We start from the raw sequence: 14641 nt of genomic DNA on the forward strand, positions 1-14641 counted from the left end.
AAACGAATCTGGAAAGGAACGACGATGGACAAGAGCATGAAAATCCTGGTGGTGGACGATTTCCCGACGATGCGCCGGATCGTCCGCAACCTGCTGAAGGAACTGGGCTATTCGAACGTCGACGAGGCCGAGGACGGCCTGGCCGGCCTCGCGCGGCTGCGCGGCGGCGGCTACGACTTCGTGATCTCGGACTGGAACATGCCGAACCTCGACGGCCTCGCGATGCTGAAGGAAATCCGCGCGGACGCGACGCTCACGCACCTGCCGGTGCTGATGGTCACGGCCGAGTCGAAGAAGGAGAACATCATCGCGGCCGCGCAGGCCGGTGCGAGCGGCTACGTCGTGAAACCGTTCACGGCCGCGACGCTCGACGAGAAGCTGAACAAGATCATCGACAAGATGGCGAAGGCCGGGAGCTGACGTGAACGAGCCGATCCATGCGGCGCTCGCCGGCGCGGGATTCAGCGCCGACAGCCAGCCAGAAGGCGCCGATTTCGCGAGCGACCGCATCCTCGCGCGCATCGGCCACGTCACGCGCACGCTGCGCGACTCGATGCGCGAGCTCGGGCTCGACAAGCACGTCGAGCGCGCGGCGGAGGCCGTGCCCGATGCGCGCGACCGGCTGCGCTACGTCGCGACGATGACCGAGCAGGCCGCCGTGCGCGTGCTGAATGCGATCGAGGTCGCGAAGCCGATGCAGGCGCGCATCCAGACCGAGGCCGAGGCGCTCGACGCGCGCTGGACGCAGTGGTATGCGGCGCCGATCGAGCACGCGGAAGTGCGCGAGCTGATGGACGATACGCGCGCGTTCCTGCGCACGTTGCCCGAGGCGACGTCGGCCACCAGCGCGCAGCTGCTCGAGATCATGCTCGCGCAGGATTTCCAGGATCTCACCGGGCAGGTGATCAAGAAGATCATGGACATGGTCTACCTGATCGAGCAGCAGCTCCTCACCGTGCTCGTCGAGAACATCGCGCCCGAGCGGCGCGAACAGTTCGCGGCCACCGCGGCCGCGCTCGCGGCCGAGCAGATGAGTGCGACCGGCAGCCCCGAGTCGCTGCTCAACGGCCCGCAGATCGCGCCGGAAGGCAAATCCGACGTGGTCCAGGACCAGGGGCAGGTCGACGACCTGCTCGCGAGCCTCGGCTTCTGACCTTGCCGCCACGCGTCGGCGCGCCCCGTTTCGCGGGGCGCCCGCCGCGCGCCTTTCCCGTTCCCGCCTCGTTTCCCCGTGCGCGCCGCGTCCCTGCGGCGCGGCGTGATCCTGCGGCGAATTGACACTTGATCACACTCAGCAGGCATACTACGCGTCAGCAGCAACGTAGCGTCATTCGTACGAATCATCGGTTGGCAGGCGGCGCAGGCCCGATGGCGGCGCCGCCGCAACGAAGCCAATCCCTTGGGGGGGAACGTGAAGCTGAAACGCTTGGGCTGGACCGTCGCGCAGGCGGCGGCCGCAATGGGTGTGCTGTGGGCCGTCCACGCACATGCTGAACTGGGCGGCGCGCCGATGTCGCCGCCCGCGGACGATCAGGCCGCCACCGTGCGCGCGCTGCAGCGCGCGATGCGTTCGGCGGACGGCGTGCAGACGAGCACGGCCGGCTATACCGTCCGCGAGATCACGCTCGGGTCGGGCACCGTCATCCACGAATACACGTCGGCCGCCGGCAGCGTGTTCGGCCTCGCGTGGAGCGGGCCGACGATGCCGGATCTCGCGTCGCTGCTCGGCAGCTATTTCCCGCAGTACACCGCAGGCGTCCAGGCGGCGCACAAGGCGCGCGGCTGGCGTGCGCCCGTGGCCGTCGACACGAGCGGCCTCGTGATCCGGACGGGCGGCCACATGGGCGCGTTCTCGGGTCAGGCGTGGCTGCCGGCGGCGCTGCCGGCCGGCCTGGCCGGCACCGACATCCAGTGACAGCGGGAGAGCGATCTTGAGCATTCATCGTACATTCAAGCGCTGGCTCGGCGTGCTGGGCCTCGCGGCCGCGACGGCCGTGCTCGTCACCGCATGCGGCGGCGGCGGCGGCGACGGCGGCGGCGGCAGCAACACGGGCAACAACGGCAACAACGGATCCGGCGGATCGGACGGCAATTCCGGAAATACCGCCGTCATCACGGTCGCCACGGGCGTCGCGAACGTGATCAACATCCCGACCATCAGCGTGAAGGTCTGCGCGCCGGGCACGTCGAACTGCCAGGTGGTCAACAACGTGCTGGTCGATACCGCGTCCTACGGGCTGCGGCTCGTCGGCAGCGCGGTGTCGGGCGTGCTGGGCAGCCTGCCGCAGGTGACGAGCGGCGGCGCGCCGGTGGCCGAGTGCGGCAAGTTCGTGTCGAGCTACACGTGGGGATCGGTACGCACGGTCGACCTGTCGATCGGCACCGAGCAGGCGAGCGCGCTGCCCGTACAGATCATCGGCGACCTCGGCACGACCAACGTGCCGAGCTCGTGCACGAACGGCGGCGCGTCGGCCAACTCGGCGGGTGCGCTGGGCGCGAACGGGATCCTCGGCATCGGGCCCGCGCCGTACGACTGCGGCACGACCTGCGCGACGTCGACGTCGTCGAGCAACAACTACTACGCGTGCCCGAACGGCGACAACGCGAGCTGCACGGTGGCGCTCGTGCCGCTGTCGCAGCAGGTGGCCAACCCGGTCCATCGTTTCGCGAACAGCGACGGCGTGAGCGTGCAGATGCCGGCCATCTCGAGCAACGGGCAGGCGAGCGCGACCGGGACGCTGACGTTCGGCCTGCCGAGCCTGAGCGGCAAGACGGTCCTGACGTCGACCACGACGGGCGACGTCAGCGCGACGTTCCTCGGGCGCAACGTGACCGCGTTCTTCGATACGGGCTCGAACGCGTATTTCTTCAACGATTCGGCGCAGACGGTCTGTTCGCGGAACACGGAGTTCTACTGCCCGTCGTCCGCGACGACCTACTCGGCGACGCTGAGCGGCCAGAACGGCGCGTCGGGTGTCGTGTCGATGCCCGTCTCGAACGCCGATTCGCTGTTCTCGAACCCGTCGACGTTCGCGTTCAACGACATCGCGGGCCCGTTCGGCTCGACCAGCTGGCTGGACATCGGCATGCCGCACTTCTACGGCAAGACGATCTACTTCGGGATGGACAAGACCGCGAGCGGCGGCGCGCCGCCGTTCGTCGCGTTCTGACAGGGCGCGGCGGCACGCGGGAACAAAGGGGGCGAGCGATCGCCCCCTTTTTTTATCGCGCCGCCGTGCGTGTCCGATGGGCCGGATTTCCGCCGCGCGCGGGCGCAGCGCCTACGATGTAAGACCGGCACCGGTGCCGGCACGACATCGAGGAGACAACGTCATGAACCCGCGTATCCAGCGCATCACGCCGTTCCTGTGGTTCGACCGCGACGCCGAGGCGGCGGCCGGCTTCTACGTGTCGGTGTTCGACAACGCGCGCATCGTGCACGTCGCGCGCTACGGCAAGGCCGGCGCGCACGCGTCCGGCAGCGCGGAGGGCGCGGTGATGACCGTCGCGTTCGAGCTCGACGGGCAGGCGTTCGTCGCGCTGAACGGCGGCCCCGTGTTCCAGATCACACCGGCCGTGTCGTTCGTCGTCAACTGCCGCGACCAGGACGAGATCGATCATTACTGGGCACGCCTGTCCGAAGGCGGCGACGAGCGCGCGCAGCAGTGCGGCTGGTTGCGCGACCGCTTCGGCGTGTCGTGGCAGGTCGTGCCGGTGCAGATGGCCGAACTGATGACGGGCGACCCGGCGCGCGCCGAGCGCGTGATGGCGCAGGTGATGACGATGAAGAAGCTCGACCTCGCCGCGCTGCAGCAGGCGGCGGATCAGGCCGGATAATCGAATGCCGCGCACGTCACGCGATTATCGTTGGTGCGCGGTTTCATTCGAATGTAATCAAATGCCGGATTATCGGGGGCTGTCGTTTCTGTCAGGTATTCAAGATTATTAAAATGACGCGGCATGCAAGGCCGCGGTACCGAATTATGCTGGAGCGGCCTTTCCCGCGCGGCATCGGCGTCCATGCGAACGGGCGAGCGCCGGCCGGCAGGCGAAACAGATGGAGTCCGGTGAAAATCAAACATATAATGCCGGCGTTGTTTCCGGGGTGCCAATATAAAACAGGAGGGTAATAAGATGGGTTTTTCCGAAGCCGTTCGTACCGCACTCAATAAATACGCGACATTCGAAGGCCGTGCGCGTCGTGCCGAATACTGGTATTTCACGCTGCTGAGCGTCATTCTTTCGATCGCGGCCCAGGTCATCGGCGCGGCCGGCCGCGATGGCGGCCTGATCACGCTGCTGCTGCTCGGCGTCATCTGCCTGGTCTCGCTGGCGCTGCTCGTTCCGGGCATCGCGGTCAGCGTGCGCCGCCTGCACGATACGGGCCGCTCGGGCTGGTTCCTGCTGATCGCGCTGATTCCGGTGGTCGGCGGCATCCTGCTGCTCGTGTGGATGTGCTCGCGCGGCACCGACGGCCCGAACCGCTTCGGCGCCGATCCGATTCCGGCCGTCTGACCGGTCCCGCCCCGGCGCGCGAGCGTCGCGCCGGGGCCTGAATGTCCCGCCTTTCCCGCCCGTCGGTTTACCGCAGTCGTTTCGCCCTTTCCCCGCTTCCCGCCGTCGGCGTCCTGCCCGCGGCCGACCCCTCGCCATCGCGCCGATCGGCACGTTTTTCCGCGTTGCCGCGCGTCGCTGCGCCCCCGCGCCAGCCGCGTTCGCACCGGCTCGCCCGATTCCCCGAAATACCCCCCTTTCCCGGCTTTGCTCGACCGATCGGCGTTTGACGCCTGCATGAATAATCGGTGTCACTGGAAAGCGGCATTCCGCCGTACCCGACTGGAGGCCCCGTGGCAGACGAGAGCGATCTCGACAAGACCGAAGCCGCCACTCCCAGGCGCCGCGAGAAGGCGCGCGAGGAGGGGCAGGTCGCGCGTTCGCGCGAGCTGGCTTCGTTCGCGCTGCTCGCGGCCGGATTCTACGGCGCATGGCTGCTCGCGGGCCCGTCGGGCGCGCATCTGCAGACGATGCTGCGCGGCGCGTTCACGTTCGATCGCGCGACCGCATTCGACACGAACCGGATGCTGTCGGCGGCCGGCAGCGCGAGCCTCGAGGGCCTCACCGCGCTGCTGCCGATCCTCGCGCTCACCGGTCTCGCCGCGCTGCTCGCGCCGATGGCGCTCGGCGGCTGGCTGATCTCGCAGAAGACGTTCGAGCTGAAGTTCGACCGCCTGAACCCGATCTCGGGCCTCGGCCGGATCTTCTCGATCCAGGGGCCGATCCAGCTCGGGATGTCGGTCGCGAAGACGATCGTCGTCGGCGGGATCGGCGGCGTCGCGATCTGGCGCAGCAAGGACGAACTGCTCGGCCTCGCGACGCAGCCGCTCGGCGTCGCGCTCCCCGACGCGCTGCACCTGGTCGCCGTGTGCTGCGGCACGACGGTCGCCGGGATGCTGGTGGTCGCCGCGCTCGATGTGCCTTACCAAATCTGGCAGTACAACAAGAAGTTGCGCATGACGAAGGAAGAAGTGAAGCGCGAGCATCGCGAGAACGAAGGCGATCCGCACGTGAAGGGGCGGATCCGCCAGCAGCAGCGCGCGATCGCGCGCCGCCGGATGATGGCGGCCGTGCCGAAGGCCGACGTGGTCGTCACGAACCCGACCCACTTCGCCGTCGCGCTGCAATACACGGACGGCGAGATGCGCGCGCCGAAGGTCGTCGCGAAGGGCGTGAACCTCGTCGCGGCGCGCATCCGCGAACTCGCGGCCGAACACAACGTGCCGCTGCTCGAGGCGCCGCCGCTCGCGCGTGCGCTGTATCACAACGTCGAACTCGAGCGCGAGATCCCCGGCTCGCTGTACTCGGCCGTCGCCGAGGTGCTCGCGTGGGTCTACCAGCTCAAGCGCTTCCGCTCGGAAGGCGGCGCGTTTCCGGCGGTGCCGGTCGATCTCGACGTGCCGGCCGAACTCGACAAGGGCACGTCGGTCGCCGCCGGCGACGAACGCGAGGAAGCCGAGGACACGCTCGGCCAGCAAGGAGCGTCGCAATGATCCGCCCCCACGCTCACCCGCGCGCGCCGTTCCCCGTAGCGGCTACCGCCCCTGACGCGGCCCGGCCGGAGGCAGCATGAGCACCCCGACCACCGGCCTGTTCGCCAAGCGCCAGAACCCGTTCGCCGGCACGAACCTGCGCGCGCTCGCGGGCCCGATCCTCATCTGCATGATCCTGGGGATGATGATCCTGCCGCTGCCGCCGATGCTGCTGGATCTGCTGTTCACGTTCAACATCGCGCTGTCGGTGATGGTGCTGCTCGTCAGCATGTACACGATGAAGCCGCTCGACTTCGCGGCGTTCCCGAGCGTGCTGCTGTTCTCGACGCTGCTGCGCCTGTCGCTGAACGTCGCGTCGACGCGCGTCGTGCTGCTCGAGGGCCACACCGGGCCGGACGCCGCCGGCCAGGTGATCGAGGCGTTCGGCCACTTCCTCGTCGGCGGCAATTTCGCGGTCGGCATCGTCGTGTTCGTGATCCTGATGATCATCAACTTCATGGTGATCACGAAGGGCGCGGGGCGGATCGCCGAAGTGTCCGCGCGCTTCACGCTCGACGCGATGCCCGGCAAGCAGATGGCGATCGACGCCGACCTGAACGCGGGCCTCATCAACGAGGAACAGGCGCGCAAGCGGCGTCTCGCCGTGTCGCAGGAAGCCGAGTTCTACGGGTCGATGGACGGCGCGTCGAAGTTCGTGCGCGGCGATGCGATCGCCGGCCTGATCATCATGGCGATCAACGTGATCGGCGGGCTGATCGTCGGGATGGTCCAGCACGACATGTCGTTCGCCGCGGCCGGCACGAACTACACGCTGCTGACGATCGGCGACGGCCTCGTCGCGCAGATCCCGTCGCTCGTGATCTCGACTGCAGCCGGCGTGATCGTGTCGCGTGTCGCGACCGACGAGGACATCGGCACGCAGATCACCGGCCAGCTGTTCACGAACCCGCGCGTGCTGACGATCACCGGCGTGATCATCGTGGTCATGGGGCTGATCCCGGGGATGCCGCACTTCGCGTTTCTCGCGCTCGGCGGCGGCGCGATCTGGCTGGCCCGCACGCTGACCCGGCGCGCGGCGGCCCGCAAGGCGGCCGGCGACGTGACCGACATCGCGCCGCCCGCGGTGCTGCCGTCCGACAGCCACGAGGCAACCTGGGACGACGTGCAGCTGATCGATCCGCTCGGCCTCGAAGTCGGCTACCGGCTGATCCCGCTTGTCGACAAGGGCAGCGACGGCGAGCTGCTCAAGCGCATCAAGAGCATCCGCAAGAAATTCGCGCAGGAAATCGGCTTCCTGCCGCCGGTGATCCATATCCGCGACAACCTCGAGCTGCGGCCGAATGCGTACCGGATCGCGCTGAAGGGCGTCGAGATCGGCGTCGGCGAAGTGTTCCCGGGCCAGTGGCTCGCGATCAACCCGGGCCAGGTGACGGCCGCGCTGCCGGGCGCGGTCACGCAGGATCCCGCGTTCGGGCTGCCGGCCGTGTGGATCGACGTCGCGCTGCGCGAGCAGGCGCAGGTGTACGGCTACACGGTGGTCGACGCGAGCACGGTCGTCGCGACGCACCTGAACCATCTCGTCGTCCAGCATGCGGCCGAACTGCTCGGCCGCCAGGAAGTGCAGGCGCTCATCGAGCGCACCGGCAAGGACGCGCCGTCGCTCGTCGAGGACCTCGTGCCGAAGACGATCTCGCTGACGACGCTGCAGAAGGTGCTGCAGAACCTGCTCGAGGAAGGCGTGCCGATCCGCGACATGCGCACGATCCTCGAGGCCGTGTCCGAACACGCGGGCCGCGGCGACGCGTACGAGATCACGGCCGCGGTGCGGCTCTCGCTCGGCCGCGCGATCACGCAGCAGTGGTATCCGGGCGCCGGCGAAATGCAGGTGATGGGCCTCGATGCGAATCTCGAGCGCGTGCTGTCGCAGGCGCTCGCCACCGGCGCGAACCCGGGCCTCGAACCCGGCCTCGCGCACAACCTTCTGACCGGCACGCAGCAAGCGATGCTGCGTCAACAGAATCTCGGGCTGCCGCCCGTGCTGCTCGTGCAGCACGCGCTGCGCGCGATGCTCGCGCGTTTCCTGCGCCGCAGCCTGCCGCAATTGAAAGTGCTGTCGTATGCCGAAGTGCCGGACACACGCACGATCAAGGTCGTTAACGTCATCGGGGGTTCCGCTTGAACATTCGCAAATTCACCGGCGCAACGAGCCGCGACGCACTTCGTCTCGTGCGCGAGGCGCTCGGCGCCGACGCGGTCGTGCTGTCGAACCGCACGCTCGATGACGGCAGCGTCGAAATCGTTGCACTCGCCGATTCGGACCTGGCCGCGGTGACGCCGCCGGCCGCCCGCTCGCGCCTCGCCACGCCGCGCCTGCCGGAATCCGTGCCGGCCGCCGCCGTGCCGGGCATCGTGTCGCGCCCGGGCGCGGTACCGGCGCGCCCGGTCATGAATCCTTATGCCGCCGGCGAAGGCGGGCTGCCGGACGTGTTCTCGTCCGTGTTCGGCGCGAGCGCCGACGCGGAGGAGCCGGACGCGCACGCGTCGGCGCTCGATGCGGATGCGCCGGCCATGCCGCCGGCTGCGGCCTCGCCGCCGATCGCCACGTCCGCCGCCGGCATCGCCGCCGACACCCCGGCCGCCGGCGCGGCCGAACCTGCCCCCTGGCTGGTCGAGCACGCGAAGCGCCTGACGCAGCAGCGCGACGCGCTGATCGCACGCGCGCAGGCGCCGGCCACGCCGCCCGCGAGCGCACCCGCGCCGCAGGCCGCCGCGCGCGCGACGCCGCCCGACTGGGCGCGCGACATCGTGCGCGACGCCGAGCGCCGGATGCCGGCCGCCTCCCGCGCGCCCGACACGGGCGCCGCGCACGCGGCAAAGACGGCCGAGCGCGCGCGCCTGTCCGCCGACACGGCCGCCGCGGTGGCCGACGCGGTGAAGTCGCGCATCGAGCGGATCGTCAACGACACGGTGATGCAGGAACTCGGCGAACTGCGCGGGATGATGGAAGAGCAGTTCGACAGCCTGAAGTGGCACGACCGCCAGCGTCGCAGCGCCGTGCACGGCGCGCTGACGAAGCACCTGTTCGCGGCCGGTTTCTCCGCGCAGCTCGTGCGGATGCTGGTCGACAACCTGCCGTCCGGCGACGGCACGCAGACCTTCGAACAGGCCGCCGAATGGGCGCAGTCGGTGCTCGCGTCGAACCTGCCGGTGCTCGACAGCGAGGATGCGCTGATGGAGCGCGGCGGCGTGTTCGCGCTGATGGGGCCGACGGGCGTCGGCAAGACGACCACCACCGCGAAGCTGGCCGCGCGCTGCGTGATGCGCTTCGGCGCGAGCAAGGTCGCGCTGCTGACCACCGACAGCTACCGGATCGGCGGCCACGAGCAGTTGCGCATCTTCGGCAAGATCCTCGGCGTGCCGGTGCACGCGGTGAAGGATGCGGGCGATCTCGCGCTCGCGCTGTCCGAGCTGCGCAACAAGCACATCGTGCTGATCGACACGATCGGCATGAGCCAGCGCGACCGCGCGGTGTCCGACCAGATCGCGATGCTGCACGGCGCGAACGCGCCGGTGCAGCGCTTGCTGCTGCTCAACGCGACGAGCCACGGCGACACGCTCAACGAAGTCGTGCAGGCATACCGCAGCGCGGGCGAGCATCCGCACGCGGCATCCTCCGATCTCGCCGGCTGCATCCTCACGAAGCTCGACGAGGCGACCCACCTCGGCGGCGTGCTCGACACGGTGATCCGCTACAAGCTGCCGGTCCACTACGTGTCGACCGGCCAGAAGGTGCCGGAGAACCTGTACGTCGCCTCGACCAAATTCCTGCTGAAGAGCGCGTTCTGTGTGCCGCGCGACGGCTCCCCCTTCGTGCCGCAAGACGAGGACATGCCGACGCTGCTTTCCGCACTGACCGCACGTTCCACCGCCGAGCTGCACGAGGTGCGATTTGGATAAACGGATCATCGACCAGGCCGAAGGGCTGCGGCGCCTGCTGGCCGGGCGCGCGTCGCGCATCGTCGCGGTGACGGGCGGGCCGACGGGGGTGGGCTGCACGTCCGCCATCGTGAATCTGGCGACGGCGCTTGCGTCGCTCGGCAAGGACGTGCTCGTCGTCGACGAACGCGCCGACGTGCATTCGGCCAGCGCGACCCTGGCGGGCGCGTGGCTGCGCGACGGCGAACGCACGCGGGTGGCCGCCGGCTTCGGCCTGTGCGCGGCCGCGCGGCTCGCGCGTGCCGGCTACAGCGACGCGCAGTTGAGCGATTTCATCGACGGCCCGGCCGACATCGTGCTGGTCGACGCGCAGCTCGGCGCCGACGGTTCGTTCTCGGCGCTCGCCCGCGAGGCCCACGACGTGCTGGTCGTCACGCGGGTCGCCGCGCAGGCGATCACCGAGGCGTACGCATGCATGAAGCGGCTGCATTTCGCGCACGCGTTCGCGCAGTTCCGCGTGCTGACCAATCACGTCGGCAGCCACGCGGACGCGAAGACGGCCTTCGACAACCTCGCGGGCGTCGCGAGCCGCTACCTGACCGTGTCGATCGCCGACGCGGGCTGCGTGAGCGCCGATCCGCTCGTCGAGCATGCGCGCGAACTGATGCACGCGGTGGTCGATGCGTTCCCGTCGTCGCCGGCTGCGCGCGACTACCGGCAGATTGCCGCCGACCTGCTGTACTGGCCGATGCGCCCGCGGCCGGGCACGGGGCGCGCGGTCCACGCGGGCGGCAAGCCGTCGTATGAGGCCGGCGCGGCACACGCCGCGTGAGCGCCACCGGAAGGAGAGAGCCATGATGTACAACGCTCAAGGAAAGATGTCCCAGGCCGACGTGCTCGCGCAATATGCGCCGCTCGTGCGTCGCCTCGGGCTGCAGCTCGTCGCGAAGATGCCGGCGAGCGTCGACCTCGACGATCTGATCCAGGCCGGCATGATCGGCCTGATGGACGCGGCCGGCCGCTACAAGGAAGACCAGGGCGCGCAGTTCGAGACCTACGCGACGCAGCGCATCCGCGGCGCGATGCTCGACGAGCTGCGCAGCAACGACTGGCTGCCGCGCAGCCTGCGCAAGACGTCGCGCGAGGTCGAGCACGCGGTGCACCAGGTCGAGCAGCATCTCGGCCGCTCGGCGAGCGAGACCGAGATCGCCGAGCACCTGAAGATGCCGCTCGACGAATACCAGGGGATGCTGCAGGACCTGCACGGCAGCCAGCTCATCTACTACGAGGATTTCGACCGCGCGGCCGACGACGAGCCGTTTCTCGACCGCTATCGCGTCGATCACGCCGATCCGCTGTCGGCGCTGCTCGACGAGCACCTGCGCGAGGCGCTCGTCGAGGCGATCGAGCGGCTGCCGGAGCGCGAGAAGCTGCTGATGTCGCTGTACTACGAACGGGGTCTGAATCTGCGCGAGATCGGCGCGGTGCTCGAAGTGAGCGAGTCGCGCGTGTGCCAGCTGCACAGCCAGGCCGTCGCGCGCCTGCGCGCGCGGCTGCGCGAACAGGCCTGGGTCGGCGCGGAGTCCTGACCCTGTCAGGGCGGCCACGCGCGCCGACGCCGCGCGCTTGTGCCGTGCTTGCGTCGCGGTGCTCGCGCATTTTGCGCGCCGATTTGCTACAATCCCCTCCGTTTTCCGAGGAGCGTTGCGACGGACCATCCGTGTCCGCCAGGCTCGGAAGGCTTCACCAAGCAGCCGTGCGGCGCGTTCAGCGATCGTCGCGCCGGCCCCGCTTCCTGAACGGCGCTCACGTCACCAATCTAGAACTTTTTTAGAAAGGAGGGCGTGATGAACGCCATTATCGATTCCAAGGCTTCCCACGATTACGTCGTCGCCGACATGGCACTGGCCGGCTGGGGCCGCAAGGAACTCAACATCGCCGAGACCGAAATGCCGGGCCTCGTGCAGATCCGCGACGAATACAAGGCGCAGCAGCCGCTGAAGGGCGCGCGCATCGCCGGTTCGCTGCACATGACGATCCAGACGGGCGTGCTGATCGAGACGCTGAAGGCGCTCGGCGCGGACGTCCGCTGGGCCTCGTGCAACATCTTCTCGACGCAGGATCACGCCGCGGCCGCGATCGTCGAAGCCGGCACGCCGGTGTTCGCGTTCAAGGGCGAGTCGCTCGACGAATACTGGGAGTTCTCGCACCGCATCTTCGAATGGCCGAACGGCGAATTCGCGAACATGATCCTGGACGACGGCGGCGACGCAACGCTGCTGCTGATCCTCGGCGCGAAGGCCGAGAAGGACCGTTCGGTGATCGCGAAGCCGACCAACGAGGAAGAAGTCGCGCTGTACAAGTCGATCGCGAAGCACCTCGACATCGATGCGACCTGGTACTCGAAGCGCCTCGCGCACATCAAGGGCGTGACCGAGGAAACCACGACCGGCGTGCACCGCCTGTACCAGATGGAAAAGGACGGCCGCCTGCCGTTCCCGGCGTTCAACGTGAACGATTCGGTCACGAAGTCGAAGTTCGACAACCTGTACGGCTGCCGCGAATCGCTGGTCGACGGCATCAAGCGCGCGACCGACGTGATGATTGCGGGCAAGGTCGCGGTCGTCGCGGGCTACGGCGACGTGGGCAAGGGCTGCGCGCAGTCGCTGCGCGGCCTGGGCGCGACCGTGTGGGTCACCGAAATCGATCCGATCTGCGCGCTGCAGGCGGCGATGGAAGGCTACCGCGTCGTGACGATGGAATACGCGGCCGACAAGGCCGACATCTTCGTGACGGCGACCGGCAACTACCACGTGATCAACCACGATCACATGAAGGCGATGCGCCACAACGCGATCGTCTGCAACATCGGCCACTTCGACTCGGAAATCGACGTCGCGTCGACGCGCCAGTACCAGTGGGAAAACATCAAGCCGCAGGTCGACCACATCATCTTCCCGGACGGCAAGCGCGTGATCCTGCTGGCGGAAGGCCGCCTCGTGAACCTCGGCTGCGCGACCGGCCACCCGTCGTTCGTGATGTCGAACTCGTTCGCGAACCAGACGCTCGCGCAGATCGAGCTGTTCGTGCGCGGCAACGAGTACGAGAACAAGGTGTACGTGCTGCCGAAGCATCTCGATGAAAAGGTCGCGCGCCTGCACCTCGCGCGCATCGGCGCGAACCTGTCCGTGCTGTCGGACGAGCAGGCTTCGTACATCGGCGTGCAGAAGGACGGCCCGTTCAAGCCGAACCATTACCGCTACTGATGCGTCGCGGCCGCCGCCGTGCCGTGCGCGCCCCGCTGCGGGACGCACGGTGCGGCAGCGGCCCGGCGCCGGATCGCCGGCTTGCCGCGCGGCGCCTTCGGGCCCGCGCGGCGGCCGGCGGCGGCCACTGATCGTACAGATCGACAACCGAACCGGAGCACTCCATGAGCGTCATCCTCACCTGGGTCATCAACGCGCTCGCGCTGCTGATCATCACGTATCTCGTGCCGTCGATCCACATCAAGAGCTTCGGCACCGCGCTGATCATCGCGGTCGTGCTCGGCCTGATCAACACGGTGATCCGTCCGGTGCTGATCCTGCTGACGCTGCCCGTGACGATCGTCACGCTGGGGGTGTTCATCCTCGTCGTGAACGCGCTGTGCTTCTGGTTCGCGTCGTCGCTGCTGAAGGGCTTCGAGGTGTCGGGATTCTGGTCCGCGTTCTTCGGGTCGATCCTGTACAGCATCGTGTCGTGGCTGCTGTCCGCCCTGATCTTCGGCCAGCGCGACATCGGCTGAGGGCTGAACCCACCGAATCATGAAACCGATCGAACTCTCGTTTGAATTCTTCCCGCCGAAGACGGCGGACGGCGTCGAAAAGCTGCGCGCGACGCGTGCGCAACTGCTGCCGCTGAAGCCGAAATTCGTCTCCGTGACGTTCGGCGCCGGCGGCTCGACGCAGCAGGGCACGCTCGATACCGTGCTCGACATGCAGAAGGACGGCCTCGAGGCCGCGCCGCACCTGTCGTGCATCGGCTCGTCGCGCGACAGCCTGCGCGCGATCCTCGACCAGTACCGCTCGCACGGCATCCGGCACATCGTCGCGCTGCGCGGCGACCTGCCGTCGGGGATGGGCGAGGTCGGCGAGCTGCGTTATGCGTCCGAGCTCGTCAGCTTCATCCGCGCCGAGCATGGCGACTGGTTCCACATCGAAGTCGCCGGCTACCCGGAGTACCACCCGCAGTCGCGTTCGCCGAAGGCCGATCTCGAGAATTTCGCGCGCAAGGTGAAAGCCGGCGCGAATTCCGCGATCACGCAGTACTTCTTCAACGCCGACGCGTATTTCCGCTTCGTCGACGATACGCGCAAGCTGGGTGTGGACGTGCCGATCGTGCCGGGCATCATGCCGATCACGAACTTCTCGCAGCTGATGCGCTTCTCCGAGATGTGCGGCGCCGAAGTGCCGCGCTGGGTCGCGCGCCGGCTCGAAAGCTTCGGCGACGATCGCGAGTCGATCCGCGCGTTCGGCGCGGACGTCGTCACGGGCCTGTGCCAGCGCCTGATCGATGCGGGCGTGCCGGGGCTGCATTTCTATACGCTGAACGCAGCGACCGCCACGCGGACGATCTGCGAACGGCTCGCCGTGTAAGCGCGGTCGCGCGGTTGCATGCGC

At 68.5% G+C, this 14641-nt stretch carries 14 protein-coding genes and 1 riboswitch; all 14 genes read left to right on the top strand.

From position 1 onward, the window contains the following. Window positions 1-24: 24 nt before the first annotated feature. The 14 genes from cheY to metF all read left to right on the top strand — a co-directional run bounded on the left by cheY (window position 25) and on the right by metF (window position 14617). Complete coding sequence (cheY, locus tag WJ12_RS00965; protein ID WP_006485893.1) at window positions 25-420, top strand: chemotaxis response regulator CheY; 396 nt, start codon at window positions 25-27, stop codon at window positions 418-420. A 1-nt stretch (window position 421) separates the two neighbouring features. After that, entirely contained in the window at window positions 422-1153 is a 732-nt protein-coding gene (gene cheZ, locus WJ12_RS00970) for a protein phosphatase CheZ (RefSeq protein WP_059559376.1), read from the top strand. Between the two features lie 258 nt (window positions 1154-1411). Continuing rightward, window positions 1412-1915: a DUF2844 domain-containing protein gene (locus tag WJ12_RS00975; RefSeq protein WP_034188078.1), complete on the top strand. Its 504-nt coding sequence runs from the start codon at window positions 1412-1414 to the stop codon at window positions 1913-1915. Between the two features lie 16 nt (window positions 1916-1931). Continuing rightward, window positions 1932-3170: a DUF3443 family protein gene (locus WJ12_RS00980; RefSeq protein ID WP_059559373.1), complete on the top strand. Its 1239-nt coding sequence runs from the start codon at window positions 1932-1934 to the stop codon at window positions 3168-3170. A gap of 163 nt (window positions 3171-3333) precedes the next feature. Further along, entirely contained in the window at window positions 3334-3837 is a 504-nt protein-coding gene (locus tag WJ12_RS00985) for a VOC family protein (protein ID WP_034188076.1), read from the top strand. A 297-nt stretch (window positions 3838-4134) separates the two neighbouring features. Beyond that, window positions 4135-4515 (top strand): DUF805 domain-containing protein, encoded by a 381-nt coding sequence (locus tag WJ12_RS00990; RefSeq protein ID WP_034188075.1) that lies wholly within the window; start codon window positions 4135-4137, stop codon window positions 4513-4515. Between the two features lie 332 nt (window positions 4516-4847). Next, entirely contained in the window at window positions 4848-6047 is a 1200-nt protein-coding gene (flhB, locus tag WJ12_RS00995; RefSeq protein ID WP_034188074.1) for a flagellar biosynthesis protein FlhB, read from the top strand. A 76-nt stretch (window positions 6048-6123) separates the two neighbouring features. Beyond that, window positions 6124-8226, top strand: coding sequence for a flagellar biosynthesis protein FlhA (flhA, locus tag WJ12_RS01000; protein ID WP_059559372.1), 2103 nt, complete (start codon window positions 6124-6126; stop codon window positions 8224-8226). Beyond that, a complete protein-coding gene (gene flhF / locus WJ12_RS01005) occupies window positions 8223-10004 on the top strand; it encodes a flagellar biosynthesis protein FlhF (protein ID WP_059559370.1) in 1782 nt (593 codons plus the stop codon). The genes flhA and flhF overlap by 4 nt, the downstream gene beginning before the upstream one ends. Next, on the top strand, window positions 9997-10815 hold the full coding sequence (locus WJ12_RS01010) for a nucleotide-binding protein (protein ID WP_034188071.1): 819 nt from the start codon (window positions 9997-9999) through the stop codon (window positions 10813-10815). Before flhF ends, WJ12_RS01010 begins: the two co-directional genes overlap by 8 nt. 22 nt (window positions 10816-10837) lie before the next feature. Then, window positions 10838-11572: an RNA polymerase sigma factor FliA gene (locus WJ12_RS01015; protein WP_034188070.1), complete on the top strand. Its 735-nt coding sequence runs from the start codon at window positions 10838-10840 to the stop codon at window positions 11570-11572. Between the two features lie 101 nt (window positions 11573-11673). Next, window positions 11674-11798: riboswitch (S-adenosyl-L-homocysteine riboswitch) on the top strand. A 32-nt stretch (window positions 11799-11830) separates the two neighbouring features. After that, entirely contained in the window at window positions 11831-13249 is a 1419-nt protein-coding gene (ahcY, locus tag WJ12_RS01020) for an adenosylhomocysteinase (protein WP_034188069.1), read from the top strand. Window positions 13250-13413: 164 nt separating this feature from the next. Next, window positions 13414-13767 carry a phage holin family protein gene (locus WJ12_RS01025; protein ID WP_006477367.1) on the top strand — a complete coding sequence of 118 codons (354 nt, stop codon included), beginning with the start codon at window positions 13414-13416 and terminating at the stop codon, window positions 13765-13767. A 19-nt stretch (window positions 13768-13786) separates the two neighbouring features. After that, on the top strand, window positions 13787-14617 hold the full coding sequence (gene metF, locus WJ12_RS01030) for a methylenetetrahydrofolate reductase [NAD(P)H] (protein ID WP_034188068.1): 831 nt from the start codon (window positions 13787-13789) through the stop codon (window positions 14615-14617). Window positions 14618-14641 lie beyond the last annotated feature (24 nt).

Origin of the sequence: Burkholderia seminalis, from assembly GCF_001718535.1 — a bacterium.
Taxonomy (GTDB): Bacteria; Pseudomonadota; Gammaproteobacteria; order Burkholderiales; family Burkholderiaceae; genus Burkholderia; species Burkholderia seminalis.

Coding starts and splice junctions, on each gene's coding strand:
- WJ12_RS01025 (WP_006477367.1), top strand. CDS start 13,414: ATGAGCGTCATCCTCACCTGGGTCATCAACGCGCTCGCGCTGCTGATC.
- flhA (WP_059559372.1), top strand. CDS start 6,124: ATGAGCACCCCGACCACCGGCCTGTTCGCCAAGCGCCAGAACCCGTTC.
- WJ12_RS00985 (WP_034188076.1), top strand. CDS start 3,334: ATGAACCCGCGTATCCAGCGCATCACGCCGTTCCTGTGGTTCGACCGC.
- WJ12_RS01015 (WP_034188070.1), top strand. CDS start 10,838: ATGATGTACAACGCTCAAGGAAAGATGTCCCAGGCCGACGTGCTCGCG.
- ahcY (WP_034188069.1), top strand. CDS start 11,831: ATGAACGCCATTATCGATTCCAAGGCTTCCCACGATTACGTCGTCGCC.
- cheY (WP_006485893.1), top strand. CDS start 25: ATGGACAAGAGCATGAAAATCCTGGTGGTGGACGATTTCCCGACGATG.
- WJ12_RS00990 (WP_034188075.1), top strand. CDS start 4,135: ATGGGTTTTTCCGAAGCCGTTCGTACCGCACTCAATAAATACGCGACA.
- metF (WP_034188068.1), top strand. CDS start 13,787: ATGAAACCGATCGAACTCTCGTTTGAATTCTTCCCGCCGAAGACGGCG.